Below are 14356 nucleotides of genomic sequence, written 5' to 3' on the forward strand. Positions count from 1 at the left end.
ATCCCCTGATGAATGCACCAAGGACCGGCATATTAAAAACACTGCGGAATGTATTCGGCTATCAGAATTTTCGGCAAAACCAGCAAGAGGTTATCGCTACCCTCTTGGAAGGAAATGACGCCTTTGTTTTGATGCCGACGGGCGGCGGGAAATCTCTTTGCTACCAGATCCCTGCTTTGCACCGATCTGGTGTCGCTATCGTGGTTTCACCATTAATTTCGCTGATGAAAGATCAGGTTGATGCCCTGCTTGCCAACGGCGTCAACGCAGCTTGCTATAATTCGTCACTTTCGGCTGACGAGGCACGGGGAACGCTAGCCCGAATGCATGCAGGCGAACTTGATCTGCTTTATGTTGCGCCAGAGCGTCTACTGGCTGAAGGATTTCTAGAGCGGTTGAGAGACGTTGAGGTTGCTCTGTTTGCGGTTGACGAAGCGCACTGCGTTTCTCAGTGGGGGCATGATTTCCGTCCGGAATATGTTCAGCTCGGCCAATTACGCTCTTTATTCCCATTGGTTCCGATGATCGCTTTGACGGCGACTGCCGAAAAGCAGACGCGGATGGATATTCTGCAGCGTTTGCAGCTGCAAGATGCAAAACAAGTCATTGCCGGATTCGACCGACCGAATATCCGCTACACTGTTATCGATAAATCCAAACCCTTCAGCCAGCTTTGCGCGTTCCTGGATGCCCGTCCTGAAGAATCTGGCATCATTTATTGCCTGAGTCGCAAAAGAGTCGAAGAGGTTGCTCACAAGCTGCAGCTTGAAGGGATTGATGCTGCAGCCTACCATGCTGGCCTGGCAGCCGATGAACGTAAACATGTACAGGAGCAATTCATCCGTGACGATCTGCAGATAGTTGTTGCCACCGTTGCTTTCGGCATGGGTATTGACAAGCCAAATGTACGCTTCGTTGTCCATTATGACCTGCCGAAAAATATCGAAAGCTACTACCAGGAAACCGGCCGCGCCGGGCGGGATGGCTTGCCGGCAGAAGCGCTGCTTCTTTTCGGTTACGGTGATATCGCCATCAGCAGGGGCCTAATCGAAAAAAGCGACAACGCAGAGCAAAAACGGATTGAAATACACAAGCTCAATGCAATGGTTGCCTTTGCCGAGTCAGGAACTTGTCGCCGTCGCGCGTTACTCGGCTACTTTGGTGAAACTCTGGCGGAAGATTGCGGCAACTGTGATATCTGCCTAAACCCGCCTGAAAAGATTGATGCGACCGACGATGCGCGCAAAGCTCTTTCCTGCGTTTATCGTGTTGGGCAGCGTTTCGGCATTGGCCATGTTATCGATGTCCTGCGCGGAGCAAAAACTCAACGAATCTACGATCTGCAGCACGATCAGCTGTCAACCTATGGCATTGGCAAGGAGCAGAATCAGGATCATTGGAACCACCTGTTGCGCCAGCTCATTCATTATGGCTATCTGGAACAGGATATTGCGAATTACTCTGTTCTTAAACTGACGGAAGAAGCACGGCCGTTGTTGCGGGGCGAAATAACGCTGACAATGACCAAGCCACGGTTGAAAACAACGAAAAAGAAAAAACCGGCAACAAAGATTGTCGGGCTTGAGTATGATCAGGAGTTGTTCAACCTGCTGCGTGCGAGAAGAAAGCAGATCGCTGACCGTGATGGTGTTCCACCCTATGTCGTTTTTGGTGATGCCAGCCTTGCTGAGATGGCAGCAACCTTGCCAACAGATAGCAAGGCATTGCTGCAAGTCAACGGTGTCGGTCAAACCAAATTACAACGCTACGGAAATGAATTTATTGAAGAAATCGTTTCCTTCCTGTGCCGCTGACAAGGAGTCAATGTGAAAATTATTTCTTTTAATGTCAATGGATTGCGTGCTCGCCCCCACCAGATGCAAGCGCTGGTTGAGCAACATCGCCCAGATATTATTGGCCTGCAGGAAACAAAGGTGCATGACAGTGAGTTTCCCCAGGAGATGATCGATGACCTTGGCTATCAGGTGATTCATCATGGCCAGAAGGGACATTATGGGGTTGCCACGCTGTTTAAAGGGGAAGTGACAGCGGTGCAGAGAGGGTTTCCCGGCGAAGATCCTAAGCACCAGCGACGGATGTTGATGACTACCCATTCGCTTGGAAATGGGCGGATACTGCGCGTGCTCAATGGTTATTTCCCGCAGGGTGAAAATCGCGAGCACCCGGAGAAGTTTCCCAACAAACGGAATTTCTATGCAAACCTGAAGCATTGGCTTGAGAACGAGGCTGATCCGTCGGAACTGCTTGTCGTTATGGGAGATATCAACATTTCCCATCGGGACGATGATATCGGTATTGGTGCTGACAACGCCAAACGTTGGCTGCGTACCGGTAAATGCAGCTTCCTGCCGGAAGAGCGGGAATGGCTGGAAGAGATTTACGCCTGGGGAATAAAGGATAGTTTTCGTAAACACCACCCGGATACGAACGACCGGTTCAGCTGGTTTGATTACCGGTCGCGCGGCTTCAATGCGGAACCGAAGCGGGGTCTGCGAATCGACCAGATTATGGTGACTGAATCACTTTATGAACTCTGCAGCGATAGCGGGATCGACTATCAGATACGGGGTATGGAAAAGCCTTCTGACCATTGTCCGATCTGGGCAGAGTTTGATCTGTAATCGTGGCGCCGGTGCAACAAAAGTGTAAAAAAATAATTCACAATAGGGAAAACGATCCTTATAGATGAGCTAAATACTGTAAATAAGAGAAAATATTTATTGGCATTGTGCGTGCATATGGTTCATTAAGTTTTGATGTTGCGCGTGGAGTCTTGCTGATGAAAAAATTACGCCGTAATCTGCTGGTTAATATTATCCCCGGTGCATTGCTGATGGTGTTAATGGCCGTGGCCATGTATCTCGTTAGCTTGAAGTTTGGTTAAGCGGGGCTGTTGTCCGGTCGGTAGCTGAAGATCCAGCGGCCAGAAAGGACAATTGTCGCTGCACAGAAAAAAAGGACTGTATAGCCGAATAAATCACCAAGCTGGCCGAGAATCAGTGCACCGACAAACGAACCGGAGTCAATGCCTCCGGTAAAAATGCCAGTGACCTTGCCACGGACCGAGTAAGGCTCGTCCCGAATGGCCATGCTGTTAATCGCAGGAAACAGCAGGCCGTGCCCTATCCCGAAGATAAACCCGCAAACCCCTAATAACAGGTCATTGCCGACAAACGGCACAACAATTAAGCCGCCTGCAGCAAGATAAAAACCCCAGGGGATAATCTGCTGCTCCCCGATTCGATCCGCCAGTCTGCCGGAAAAGAAACGTATGCCGACAGCTGCACAGGAATAAGAGAGATAAAAAAGGGAGATCAGCTCAAGCTGGCGATCTTGTGCCAAGGGAGCGATGAAGTTACCGGTTGCTGCCAGGCCGAAACCGAACACCAGAGCCAGGCAGGCACTCACCAGTAATTTTCGTTGTTTCAGCAAGGCAAAAAAGGAGACAGCTGGTGAGTCAGCATGCTGCCTGCCATGATGCGGGTCGCGCAATGGCAGGTGGACCAGCAGGCCGAACCCAGCCAGACCGGCGGCCGTTAGAAAATATGCGTTGTAGCCGAAGTTGCTCAGAACAGGCTCTGCAATCATCGGCCCGACTGCCAGCCCGATCAGGCCGGAGGTGCCGAACATGCCGATCCCCTCATTCAAGCGTCCTTCAGGAATCAGGTCGACAATAAAGGTGAAAACGGCCGTAAAGCAAATGGCTAGGCCGATGCCGTGAACGGCCCGCAGAAGCAGCAGAGGCAGGTAGAAGCTCGTAAGGGGTCCGCTGAAAAACAGGTGCAGCAACGGCATCAGTGTCATTATGGTGCAGCCGAGGCTGTAGCTGCGCTTTCGACCGAAACGGTCGATCATTTCCGACACCCAGGGGCGGCAAAGGGCGGAAGCCAGGGCAAAGCAGCCCATGATGATGCCGATGTCGCGCTGACTTCCGCCGTGATCAGTGATAAACAGTGGAAACAGGAAAAATGCGGCAAAGCTGGCGACAAGCGACAGGTTGGCAGCAAAAAGCGAAGCAAAGGCAGGGGTGTAAAGCATTTTATCTCCGGCTAGCTCAATGAGCTGATGCCTTGCAGGGTAAGAAAAGCAAGGCTGGTATAGCGTGCGCCTTTACCTATGGTGACCAGCAGGGCAAAACGCAGCAGGGGTGTTTTCAGGCTGCCGCTGACAACGCACAGTGGATCGCCGACAATCGGTAGCCATGCCAGTAGTAACGCCCAGCTGCCGTAGCGGTTGAACCAGATTTCGGCACGTTGTTGCTGTTTTGTATCGATGCGCAGCAGGCGACTCAGCAACCAGTCACCTCCCCAGCGGCCGATCAGATAGTTCGTTGCCGCACCCAGCGAGTTGCCAAGGGTGGCGACGGCAACAGTCGATAGCGGGCTGACCCCCTCGAGGAGAAGCACAACAAGAAACCATTCGGAACCGAGCGGCAGCAGGGTTGCAGCACAGAAGCTGAGCAGGAAGAGTGATAGCAATCCGTATTCGGTCAGGAGTTCAGGCATGCGGCATGATAGCAGAGCCTGCAAGCGATGGAAACGACAGAAAAGCCCTTGTTTCAAGGTTTTGCCGGGTGTAAAGTAGCCGCTTGTCAATTGATTGCAATAAAGGAATTACTTGATGGATATGGAGAAGATATACCTGAAAATAAAGACCCTGTTGGAGATGATAAAATTCTCCCACACGGTTTTCGCATTTCCTTTTGCCCTGATGGGACTGGTGCTGGCCTCGGTGGCGAATGGAAGCCCTCCCAGCTTCGCTCAGGTGTTCTGGATCTGCGTTGCCATGGTCGGCGCCCGCAGCGCGGCGATGGGCTTGAATCGGTTAATCGATACCAAGATCGATGCCGAGAACCCGCGTACCGCTGATCGTCACATTCCAGCAGGCAAAGTGTCACAGCTGGAAGCTGGCCTGTTCATTGCCGGGTCGATTGTCGTACTGTTGTTCGCGGCCTGGATGCTCAACCCTCTCTGTTTTTTCCTGGCCCCGATCGCGCTCGGTTTTTTCGTCCTGTACGCCTACAGTAAGCGTTTTACCCACTATGCCCACGTCGTCCTCGGCATATGTCTGGCTGGTGCGCCGATCGGTGCCTGGGTCGCTCTGCGCGGTGACCTCGGCTGGTCGGTTATCTCCCTGGCGCTGGCAGTCCTGTTCTGGGTCGCCGGGTTCGATATTTTCTATGCCATGCAGGATTACGACTATGATGTCGAAAAAGGTTTGCACTCGGTCCCGTCGAGGCTGGGAGTCAAGAAATCCTTCTGGCTGGCAGAAGTCTTTCACTTTCTGATGATTTTTTTCCTGCTGCTGGTCTACCCGGGCAGCGGGCTCGGTGGCATTTACCTGTTCGGTGTTCTCGTGGTTGCCGGCATGCTGCTCTACGAGCACAGCCTGGTCAAGCCGGATGACCTGTCGAAGCTGGATATGGCCTTTTTCAACATGAACGGCTATATCAGCGTGACGATTTTCATTTTTACCCTGTTGGATGCTTTGATCTGATGGAGAAATTTGTCATCGGTATAACCGGAGCTTCCGGTTCGATTTACGGCCTGCGCCTGATCGAGGAATTATTGCGAGCGGGCAAGTCGGTTTCGCTGTTGCTCAGCGATGCCGGCCGGCAGGTTCTCGGCTACGAAACCGGCTTACAGTTGGCTGCAGAGCCGCAGGACTGCCTGCAGCAGTTGAGAAAGTATTTTTCTGCCGGCGAAGAGCTGAATCATTACGGCATCAGTGATTTTTTTGCCCCGGTGGCCAGCGGCTCAAGTGCTCCCGATGCGGTGGTGATCTGCCCCTGTTCCATGGGAACGGCTGGACGGATTGCTGCCGGGCTGTCGGATAATCTGCTCGAGCGCGTGGCAGATGTGGCTCTGAAAGAGCAGAGAAAACTGCTGGTGGTCCCGCGAGAGACCCCGTTCAACCAGATTCACCTGGAAAACCTGCTGCGGTTGTCGCAGGCCGGTGCGCAAATCCTTCCGGCGATGCCGGCCTTTTACCAGAAGCCGCAGTCGGTCGAGGACCTGGTCGATTTTGTGGTTGGAAAAGTTTTGGATAGCCTCGCTGTTGAGCACAAGTTGTTTCAGCGCTGGGGCTAATTTTGAAAGTTTGAGAGAGTGATGTTTGAAACGATAAAACAGAAAGTTGCAGACGGGCAGCGCATCACGGACGCTGAAGCTCTGGCACTGTTCGAATCGAACGACCTGCTGGCGATTGGCGAGCTGGCGGCTGAAGCTAATCGGCTGAAGAACGACGACCGGGTTTTTTTCAACGTCAATCGTCATATCAATTACGGCAATCTTTGTGTCAATCGCTGTAAATTCTGCGCCTTCTCCAAGGAAAAGGGAGAGCCGGGCGAATACACCCTGGCGATGAAGGATGTCCGGCAGAAGGCAGCCGAGGCGGCCGCAGCCGGAGCGACGGAGATCCACATCGTCGGTGGCCTGCACCCTGATCTTCCGTTCGATTTTTATTTGCAGATGATGCGCACAATCAAGGATGTTTCCGTTGATCTGCATATCAAGGCTTTTACTGCAGTGGAGATCGACTATTTTGCCAAACTGGCTGGTTTAACCATCCCGCAGGTGATCGAAGAGCTGAAAGCGGCCGGACTCGATTCTTTGCCGGGTGGTGGTGCCGAGATCCTCGGCCAGAAGGTACGGGATAAAATTTGCCCGGAAAAGATCAGCGGCGCACGTTGGCTGGAAGTGACCGAGATGGTGCACAACGCCGGTCTTAAGTCGAACGCCACCATGCTGTTCGGCCACCTTGAAGAATATCAGGACCGGGTTGAGCATCTGCATTTGATCCGTGAACTGCAGGACCGCACCGGTGGCTTTCAGACCTTTATCCCGCTGGCTTTCCAGCCCGACAATACCCGGGTGCCGGGTGCCAAGGGGGTTGGCGGTGTTGATGCCCTCAAAACTCTGGCGATCAGCCGCCTCTATCTCGACAACTTCCAGCACGTCAAAGCCTACTGGGTCATGCTCGGCCTGAAGATTGCCCAGACTTCGCTCTGCTTCGGCGTCAACGATCTCGACGGCACCGTGGTCGAGGAAAAGATCGGTCACGACGCCGGTGCCGATTCACCACAGGCGATGGCCAAAAACGGCATCATCGAACTGATTCGCAAGGCCGGTCGAACCCCGGTGGAACGGGACACCCTGTATAACCCGTTGAAGGCCTACTAACCATGCTTGAAACGATTCAAAAACAACTGGCAGCCGGGCAGTCAATCGACCGTGAACAGGCGCTCTGGCTATTGACGGCAGCAGACCTGCTGCAGGTCGGCAAACTGGCTGACAGCATCCGTAGAGCGAAACATCCGCACAACCGGGTGACTTTTGTGATCGACCGCAACGTCAACTACAGCAACGTCTGCGAGTCAAAATGCAAGTTCTGCGCGTTCTATCGCAATGAAGGTGATGACGACGCCTACCTGCTCGATTACGATGCCATCTTCGCTAAAGTACAGGAGCTGGTCGATCATCAGGGGACCCAGCTGCTGATGCAGGGTGGCTTGCACCCGACCCTGAAAATCGACTGGTTCGAAGAGTTGTTCCGTCAGCTCAAGCAGCGCTTCCCGCAGGTGCAGATCCATTCGCTCTCGCCGGCAGAAGTGACCCATGTCGCCAAGCTCTCCGGGCTGTCGATGCCGGAGTGTCTGCGCCGGATGCAGGCGGCCGGACTCGATTCGGTGCCGGGTGGCGGTGCCGAGGTGCTGGTCGATGATGTGCGCCAGGAAATTTCTCCGGACAAGATCGGCTGGCGGCAGTGGGCAGCGGTGATGGAGGAGGCCCATCGGATCGGCATGCGCACCACTGCGACCATGATGTTCGGCAGCAAGGAAAAACCGAAGGATATTGTCGAACACCTGTTCCGGGTGCGGGAAATTCAGCAGAAAACAGGTGGCTTTACCGCCTTCATCCCCTGGACCTTTCAGCCGGAGAACACCGAACTCGGGGGCGAGACCGCCAGTGGTGTCGAGTATCTGAAAGTGCTGGCGCTCTCAAGGATCGTTCTCGACAATATTGAAAATATTCAGGCCAGCTGGGTCACTCAGGGATCGCGCATGGCGCAGGTCGCCCTCTTCTTCGGCGGCAACGACCTGGGAGGCACCATGCTGGAAGAGAACGTCGTTGCCGCGGCCGGCTGCTCCTTCCGCATGTCGTATGAAGAGATCGTCGAACTGGCCCGTGGCGCCGGCTTCATTCCGGCGCGGCGGACGACCGAATACCAGATCCTGGAAGAATATTAAACAGAAAGACAGTGGGAGGGGATTTGCAGTAAAGGATGTATGAGAAAAATGTTACCGCTCCGTAAGAATATTGCCGAAATGGCCGGCTACGTGCCCGGTTTTCAGCCGCAGGAAGATGGCTGGATCAAGCTGAATACCAACGAAAATCCCTACCCGCCGTCAGCGAAGGTGCGCGAGGCGATTATCGCCGAGCTTGGTGCCGAGGGCGAATCCCTGCGAAAATACCCGGACGCTGCCAGCAAGGAAGCGCGTGCCGTGGCTGCCAGGCTGTATAAAGTCGACCCCGAGTGGGTAATCATGGCGAACGGCTCCGACGAACTGCTCAATAACCTGATCCGCGCTTTCGCCGGAGAGGGCGAGGAAGTCGGCTACATCCATCCGTCCTATTCTTACTATGCGACGCTGACGGAGATTCAGGGCGCAAAGATTCGCACTTTTGGATTGACCGATGATTTCAAAATTGCCGATTTTCCTGAGCGCTACGAGGGAAAACTATTCTTTCTTACCAGCCCGAATGCTCCACTTGGATTCATTTTCGACAACGCTTATATCGAAGAGCTGGCGCAGCGCTGCGCCGGGGTGCTGGTGGTTGATGAAGCCTACGTTGATTTCGCCGACAGCAGCGCCATGCAGCTGGTAAAAAAGCATGAGAATATTGTCGTTACCCGCACCTTTTCCAAAAGCTATTCACTCGCCGGAATGCGCCTTGGACTGGCTGTGGCGCGGCCGGAAGTGATTGCCGCACTCGATAAGATTCGCGATCACTACCATCTCGACAGGTTGGCGCTGGTGGCTGCCACTGCAGCGCTTGAAGATCAAGAGCAACTGCGGCTGAACGTGGACAGGGTCTGCAACGTGCGTGATTGCTTCAGTAACGAGCTGCGCAAGCTCGGCTACGAAGTGATTCCGTCGCACGGCAATTTCGTTTTCGCTGTGCCGTCCGATCGGGATGGTAAGCGGGTTTACGATGCCCTGTTCGAGCGGAAAATCCTGGTGCGTTACTTCTCCGACCCTCTGCTCAAACATGGCCTGCGCATTACTATCGGCACCCGCGAGGAGATGATGAAAATCAAAGAGGCGTTGACGGAGATTGGCTGAACTGCCGTTCCCGGCTGAGGCCGTCGCAAAACGTCTGCTGCAATGGTACGGGCGAGAAGGACGTGACCTGCCTTGGCGTCAGACGGATGATCCCTACCGCATCTGGCTGTCGGAAATCATGCTGCAGCAGACTACGGTCGCGGCGGTGGTCGGGTATTATCAGCGTTTTTTAGACAACTTTCCCAGTATCGAGCATCTGGCCTCTGCGCCGCAGGAGGCAGTGATCGACCTCTGGGCCGGGCTCGGTTATTATGCCCGCGCCCGCAATCTGCATGCGGCGGCAAAAGTGGTGGTTGAGCAGTTTAGCGGGGTATTTCCGCAGACTGTTGATGAGCTGCAGCAGCTACCGGGGGTGGGGCGTTCCACCGCCGGGGCAATAGCGGCGCTGGCGTTCGCGCAAAGAGCGCCGATCCTCGATGGCAATGTCCGCCGGATTCTCTGCCGCCTGTTTGCATTGCAGCAACCGCCCCGCTCCAGCGCAGCAGAAAAACAGCTCTGGGTCTGGGCTGATTTGCTGACGCCGGCGCAGCATGTGCACGACTACACTCAGGCGATCATGGATCTGGGGGCAACGGTGTGCCTGCCGCGCAAGCCGCTCTGTGGACAATGTCCACTGCGTGAGCTCTGCCAGGCGCAGCGGCTTGGACTGGCGCAGCAGCTGCCACTGAAACAGAAGAGCAAGCCGCTGCCGACCCGACGGGAAGCGGCAATGCTGCTGGAATGGAAGGGGCGTTACCTGGTTCGGCGACGCCCGGCCAGCGGACTGCTCGGCGGCCTCTGGGAGTTTCCGACCATCAGTTTATCCGGGGAGGAAACAGCGGAACAGCAGCTTAAACGACTGATGCTCGATTTCTCTGTTCGTGGAAAACTGCAACAGCTCGGGAATATTAATCATATTTACAGTCATTTCCGTCTCGATCTGCAGCTGTTTCGCCTGTCAGTCGATGAGATGCCACTGGTTGGGGAGAACGAAAACAACTGGTATCAGCGGGAACAATTGCATGATTTGGCGCTTCACGGCGCCCATAAAAAAGCGGTCGGAAAAATACCGATCACTGGAGAATAGATGTCTTTACCCCCAATTCTGACAACCACCGAAGAAGTTGCTGCGCTTGCGGCGAAACTGCAGCAGGAGCAGGTGATCGCCGTCGATCTGGAAGCGGATTCGATGCACAACTACCAGGAGAAGGTCTGCCTGCTGCAATTTTCAACCGAAGCGGAAACCGTGCTGATCGACCCCTTGGCCGGGGCCGAGCTCGACCCGCTCAAAGCGGTGTTGGCCGAGCCGCAGATTCGCAAGATTTTTCACGCCGCCGATTACGATATCCGCTGCCTTGCGCGCGATTTCGACATCGAGATCAACGGCCTGTTCGACACCATGATTTCCAGTCAGTTTCTTGGCGAGGAAAAATTCGGTTTGGCCGATGTGCTGCGCAAATACTTCGCGGTCGAGCTGGATAAACAGTACCAGCGCGCCGACTGGTCGAAGCGCCCGCTTTCCGAGGGAATGATCCGCTATGCCGCTGAAGACACCTGTCACCTGCATCGCCTGGTGGAGATTCTGGAGCAGAAGCTGATCGAAAAAGGCCGACTGGATTGGGTGCAGGAGGAGTTTGCTCTGCTGGAAAAGGTTCGTTTCGCCGTACATGAGGGCCCTCTGTTTCTGCGCTTTAAAGGTGCTGGAACCCTTGACCGGCGCCAGCTTGCGGTGTTGGAGGCGTTGCTGCAGTGGCGGGACGCCGAAGCCCAGCGGCGGGATTGCCCGCTCTATAAAGTGCTCGGCAACAAGTCGTTGCTGCACATGGCTAAACTGAAACCGACCGGGCGTAATAAGTTGCAGGAAGTTGAGGGGTTGTCTCCACGCCTGATCGATCGTTACGGTGGCAAGCTGCTTCACCAGATAGGCACGGCTCTCGAGCTGCCGGAGTCTGAATTACCGGTTTATCCGCGGGGTGAACGACGGCAGAAAGATCCTCAGGTTGAGAAACGGATGTCCCGACTGAAAGATTGGCGCAAACAGGTTGCTGCTGAACTGGAACTCGACCCGGGCGTGCTGATCAACAATGCCCTGCTTGACGAGTTGGCTCGCAAGCAGCCGCAGGCTGAAGCCGATTTTGCCCAGATTGACCAATTGAAAAATTGGCAGCGCAAGGTCCTGGGCGAAGGGATCCTGCGGGTTTTGAGCTAGCCTTTGCCCCCTGTGGATGGCGAGGGAAGAAAAAATGCCAGGATGACGGCCAGCAGCGTCAGGGCCGCTGAACTGAGATAGCTGCCACTGAAGGTCCCGGTCCTTTCTGCCACGGCACCGGCTGCCGCGGGCCCAAGCGTTTGGCCGATCGCGAAGCCGAAAGTAATCAGGGAAAAGCCGGTTGCGGCTCTCGCCTTGCCCAGGTAGTCGCCGATTGCCGCGGCCATGATGGCCGGAATAGCAAAGGCGGCCAGCCCGTAAAGAATCACCGAACTGAAGATGGCAATTGTGCCGAGCTTCAGCCCCGCCAGCAGGTAAGCCAGTGTCTGCACACTGAATACCGCCATCAACCCGCCTTTTCGTCCGATTTTATCCGACAGAGTGCCGAACAGGGTGCCGGAAAAAAGACTGAAAAAACCAACCCAGGACCAGAAGTGTCCAGCGCTGGCTTCGGCAAAGTTGTATTCTTCGATCATCGTAGTGACGATGAAAGTGCCGTAGATCACGTAGGTCGCACCAAAAGCGAAATAGAGTCCCCCGAGGTGGGAGAGAATCCGCAGCCTGCTGAAATTCCCCTTGGTCTCGGCTGGATCGTAATTCTCCTGCTCTTTTGCACCGACCGCTTCCAGGCCTTTTTCGGTCGGATTGTTGCGGATCAGCAGGGCCGCGATAAGGGTGATCAGCAACACAATCAGCGCAATCAACAGCCAGCCTGCACGCCAGCCGTCGGTGCCGAAGCGGACATTGAGCAGGGGGATGGCAACGCCGGAGAAGATTATGGCGAAGCCGCTTCCGGCAACAATCAGGCCGGCTGCACGGCCACGGCGATCGCTGCGGAACCAGTAGGAAACCAGCACCATCACTGGGATGTTGGCCAACCCGCTGCCGCAGCCGACCAGGGTGTAGAGGAGCAGTACCGGCAGGTAGCTGTTACTGATCCCGATGCCGAGGGTGCAGCAGCCGATTAACAGTAGCCCCGCGGAGATCAGCTTACGAGGTGAGAGCCTGCGCAGCAGCAGTGGCGTGGTGGCGACCGCGACCAGATAGCCGGCAAAGTTAGCCGTACCGAGCAGGCCCATTTGGTCGTACGACATCCCCAGTGCATCACGCATCGCTGGCAATAACATACCGAAGGCGAAGCGCGCCAGGCCAAGGCAGGCGACGATGGTCAGGGTGCCGACAAAAACAATCACCCAGCCATAGTGGACAGAGGAGGGCGATGTCTCCGGCTTTTTCTGCAGATTCCTCATAACGATGGATATTACCCGGACTGGAATGGGAAACAAAGTGAAAGATTAGTCCTTTTGACCGATTGATTTTTATCAATCCGGGGATAAATTTTAATGAAATTTTAAGCTGTTATTTCTGATGCAATTCTTTTTTTGTTACCGGGTGCCACATGTTTTCGATGTTTATCATCCGCAAGGTGCAAAGGAGAGTTGTGATGAAAGGGGCATGGTTAACGTTTTATCTTCGAATGTTGTTCGGTTTGTTTTTGTTCGCTGCGGTTTTGTCGCTCGGGGCCTGTATCCATCGCCCGGTGCAAAAGGAAAAACCCTATTTGCTGATCGCTAAAATCGCCAGCGCCAAAGGGGTGGTGAAAACCCTCAAGGGAGAGCGGGAAACTGTATTCCGTGGCCAGGTTGCCTTTAAGGTGACGACTGCTGATAAGGGGCAGTTGAAGCTTGCCCTTTACCGGCTCAACTTGTGGAGTCCGGGAGTTGTCACCAGCCGTGGTGAGTCGGGGGTTATCGGTATGACTCTGGTCGGGGAGGAAGGCACGACAAGTTACAGTGGTAAAAGTGGCCGTCTGAAGGCCGAATCGACTCTGACCCTGCATTATCCGCTGATCGATAAAATCAAAGGATATCGCTCCAAACCGGGAGGCGGTGACACGAACTTCATCCCCTTTACCGAGACAGTAAAAGGAAAGCTGGTCGGCGAGTTTAAGCAAGGACTGAAGCCAGCAAAAGGAGAAGGCGTCGGCTTCAACGGCGAATTGGTTTTTGAGCTCGATGATGGTGATCCCGCGCTGCTGCCGTGGATGCGCTGTGTCATCTCTCTCGAATTTATCTGGGAAAGGCTGTTTGAGTCGGCCGAAATCCTGAAAATTCAGCCCGTTTTTATCGGCAGCGGTGAAGACGATCCGACGGCAACGGGGGAGAGTTTCGATACGCTGGTTCGGCGTGCTTTCGACTTATGGAATCGGTGCGGTACCGAGCGCTGCATCCGGCTGCTGGTCGACCCGCCAACTTATGTCGACAACGATGCCTATCGCGTTCTGGACAATGACGCTGAGGCTGTCGCCTTGAAGGATGAGGTCAATGTCGCCGATGCCATCGAAATCTTCGTCGTCGAGAGGTTTGTCGATTCCATGGCGGTAAACTGGGGTGGTGGTGGAACTTTCAGTAGCGGAACGGCCGCATCCAAAATCGTCTCAAGCGATCAGAACCTCGATGTTCCCTGCCCGGAACCCTGTACCAGCCATGAAACGACTGCCGGGAGCAATGCCGCCATGTGCACGCGCTGCGGCGACACCTTGGGCTGCGGTGATGTCAACTATCAACACCTTTCTCACGAACTGGGGCATGTGCTCAATCTGGGCCACCCGCTTAACCCGAACGGATTGGCCGACAGTACCGATAACTCGGTGATGGAGCCGAGTGGCCTCTGCTGCGACAATCCGGATGTACAGAGCGGGCTCAACTGCCGAAATGCATCGAACCCATTGTTGTACTGGGGGTGGGCAACCTGTGAAGAATCACCGGATATCACTGATTGATAGGACTGGATCAGCTGAA

General features: G+C 54.7%; 13 protein-coding genes. 10 read left to right on the forward strand and 3 right to left on the reverse strand.

Going from position 1 to position 14356, the window contains the following annotated elements; translation table 11 throughout:
- The first annotated feature begins 8 nt into the window (after positions 1-8).
- Positions 9-1814 (forward strand): DNA helicase RecQ, encoded by a 1806-nt coding sequence (gene recQ, locus BUB13_RS09160; protein ID WP_072908137.1) that lies wholly within the window; start codon positions 9-11, stop codon positions 1812-1814.
- Positions 1815-1826: 12 nt separating this feature from the next.
- A complete protein-coding gene (gene xthA, locus BUB13_RS09165) occupies positions 1827-2642 on the forward strand; it encodes an exodeoxyribonuclease III (RefSeq protein ID WP_072908139.1) in 816 nt (271 codons plus the stop codon).
- A gap of 259 nt (positions 2643-2901) precedes the next feature.
- Here xthA and BUB13_RS09170 read toward each other — a convergent pair whose 3' ends face one another.
- Both BUB13_RS09170 and BUB13_RS09175 read right to left on the reverse strand, forming a co-directional pair.
- Positions 2902-4059: an MFS transporter gene (locus tag BUB13_RS09170; protein WP_072908141.1), complete on the reverse strand. Its 1158-nt coding sequence runs from the start codon at positions 4057-4059 to the stop codon at positions 2902-2904.
- An 11-nt stretch (positions 4060-4070) separates the two neighbouring features.
- Positions 4071-4526, reverse strand: coding sequence for a YqaA family protein (locus BUB13_RS09175; protein WP_072908143.1), 456 nt, complete (start codon positions 4524-4526; stop codon positions 4071-4073).
- Between the two features lie 115 nt (positions 4527-4641).
- Here BUB13_RS09175 and BUB13_RS09180 point away from each other — a divergent pair, with 115 nt between their 5' ends.
- The 7 genes from BUB13_RS09180 to BUB13_RS09210 are packed head-to-tail and all read left to right on the forward strand — an operon-like array spanning position 4642 to position 11555.
- A complete protein-coding gene (locus BUB13_RS09180) occupies positions 4642-5517 on the forward strand; it encodes a UbiA-like polyprenyltransferase (RefSeq protein WP_072908145.1) in 876 nt (291 codons plus the stop codon).
- Entirely contained in the window at positions 5517-6110 is a 594-nt protein-coding gene (locus BUB13_RS09185; RefSeq protein ID WP_072908147.1) for a UbiX family flavin prenyltransferase, read from the forward strand. Before BUB13_RS09180 ends, BUB13_RS09185 begins: the two co-directional genes overlap by 1 nt.
- A 21-nt stretch (positions 6111-6131) precedes the next feature.
- Positions 6132-7202, forward strand: coding sequence for an aminofutalosine synthase MqnE (gene mqnE / locus BUB13_RS09190; RefSeq protein WP_072908149.1), 1071 nt, complete (start codon positions 6132-6134; stop codon positions 7200-7202).
- Between the two features lie 2 nt (positions 7203-7204).
- Positions 7205-8269, forward strand: coding sequence for a cyclic dehypoxanthinyl futalosine synthase (mqnC, locus tag BUB13_RS09195; protein ID WP_072908151.1), 1065 nt, complete (start codon positions 7205-7207; stop codon positions 8267-8269).
- Between the two features lie 48 nt (positions 8270-8317).
- Positions 8318-9367: a histidinol-phosphate transaminase gene (gene hisC / locus BUB13_RS09200; protein ID WP_072908153.1), complete on the forward strand. Its 1050-nt coding sequence runs from the start codon at positions 8318-8320 to the stop codon at positions 9365-9367.
- Positions 9360-10433, forward strand: coding sequence for an A/G-specific adenine glycosylase (gene mutY, locus BUB13_RS09205; RefSeq protein ID WP_084091904.1), 1074 nt, complete (start codon positions 9360-9362; stop codon positions 10431-10433). Before hisC ends, mutY begins: the two co-directional genes overlap by 8 nt.
- Positions 10434-11555 (forward strand): ribonuclease D, encoded by a 1122-nt coding sequence (locus BUB13_RS09210; RefSeq protein ID WP_072908155.1) that lies wholly within the window; start codon positions 10434-10436, stop codon positions 11553-11555.
- On the opposite strand, the gene BUB13_RS09215 is transcribed toward BUB13_RS09210, so the two are convergent.
- The gene (locus BUB13_RS09215) at positions 11552-12805 is read right to left on the reverse strand and encodes a YbfB/YjiJ family MFS transporter (RefSeq protein ID WP_072908157.1); all 1254 of its coding nucleotides are present in this window, start codon (positions 12803-12805) and stop codon (positions 11552-11554) included. The genes BUB13_RS09210 and BUB13_RS09215 overlap by 4 nt on opposite strands.
- Positions 12806-12999: 194 nt before the next feature.
- On the opposite strand from BUB13_RS09215, the gene BUB13_RS09220 reads away from it, so the two are divergent.
- On the forward strand, positions 13000-14337 hold the full coding sequence (locus tag BUB13_RS09220) for a hypothetical protein (RefSeq protein WP_072908159.1): 1338 nt from the start codon (positions 13000-13002) through the stop codon (positions 14335-14337).
- Positions 14338-14356 lie beyond the last annotated feature (19 nt).

This window comes from Malonomonas rubra DSM 5091, assembly GCF_900142125.1.
GTDB classification, from domain to species: Bacteria; Desulfobacterota; Desulfuromonadia; order Desulfuromonadales; family Geopsychrobacteraceae; genus Malonomonas; species Malonomonas rubra.

What these genes read in the sequence shown, in the direction of transcription:
- recQ (WP_072908137.1), top strand. Translation starts at nt 9, where the DNA reads ATGAATGCACCAAGGACCGGCATATTAAAAACACTGCGGAATGTATTC.
- BUB13_RS09170 (WP_072908141.1), bottom strand. Translation starts at nt 4,059, where the DNA reads ATGCTTTACACCCCTGCCTTTGCTTCGCTTTTTGCTGCCAACCTGTCG.
- BUB13_RS09175 (WP_072908143.1), bottom strand. Translation starts at nt 4,526, where the DNA reads ATGCCTGAACTCCTGACCGAATACGGATTGCTATCACTCTTCCTGCTC.
- BUB13_RS09180 (WP_072908145.1), top strand. Translation starts at nt 4,642, where the DNA reads ATGGATATGGAGAAGATATACCTGAAAATAAAGACCCTGTTGGAGATG.
- BUB13_RS09185 (WP_072908147.1), top strand. Translation starts at nt 5,517, where the DNA reads ATGGAGAAATTTGTCATCGGTATAACCGGAGCTTCCGGTTCGATTTAC.
- mqnE (WP_072908149.1), top strand. Translation starts at nt 6,132, where the DNA reads ATGTTTGAAACGATAAAACAGAAAGTTGCAGACGGGCAGCGCATCACG.
- mqnC (WP_072908151.1), top strand. Translation starts at nt 7,205, where the DNA reads ATGCTTGAAACGATTCAAAAACAACTGGCAGCCGGGCAGTCAATCGAC.
- hisC (WP_072908153.1), top strand. Translation starts at nt 8,318, where the DNA reads ATGTTACCGCTCCGTAAGAATATTGCCGAAATGGCCGGCTACGTGCCC.
- BUB13_RS09210 (WP_072908155.1), top strand. Translation starts at nt 10,434, where the DNA reads ATGTCTTTACCCCCAATTCTGACAACCACCGAAGAAGTTGCTGCGCTT.
- BUB13_RS09215 (WP_072908157.1), bottom strand. Translation starts at nt 12,805, where the DNA reads ATGAGGAATCTGCAGAAAAAGCCGGAGACATCGCCCTCCTCTGTCCAC.
- BUB13_RS09220 (WP_072908159.1), top strand. Translation starts at nt 13,000, where the DNA reads ATGAAAGGGGCATGGTTAACGTTTTATCTTCGAATGTTGTTCGGTTTG.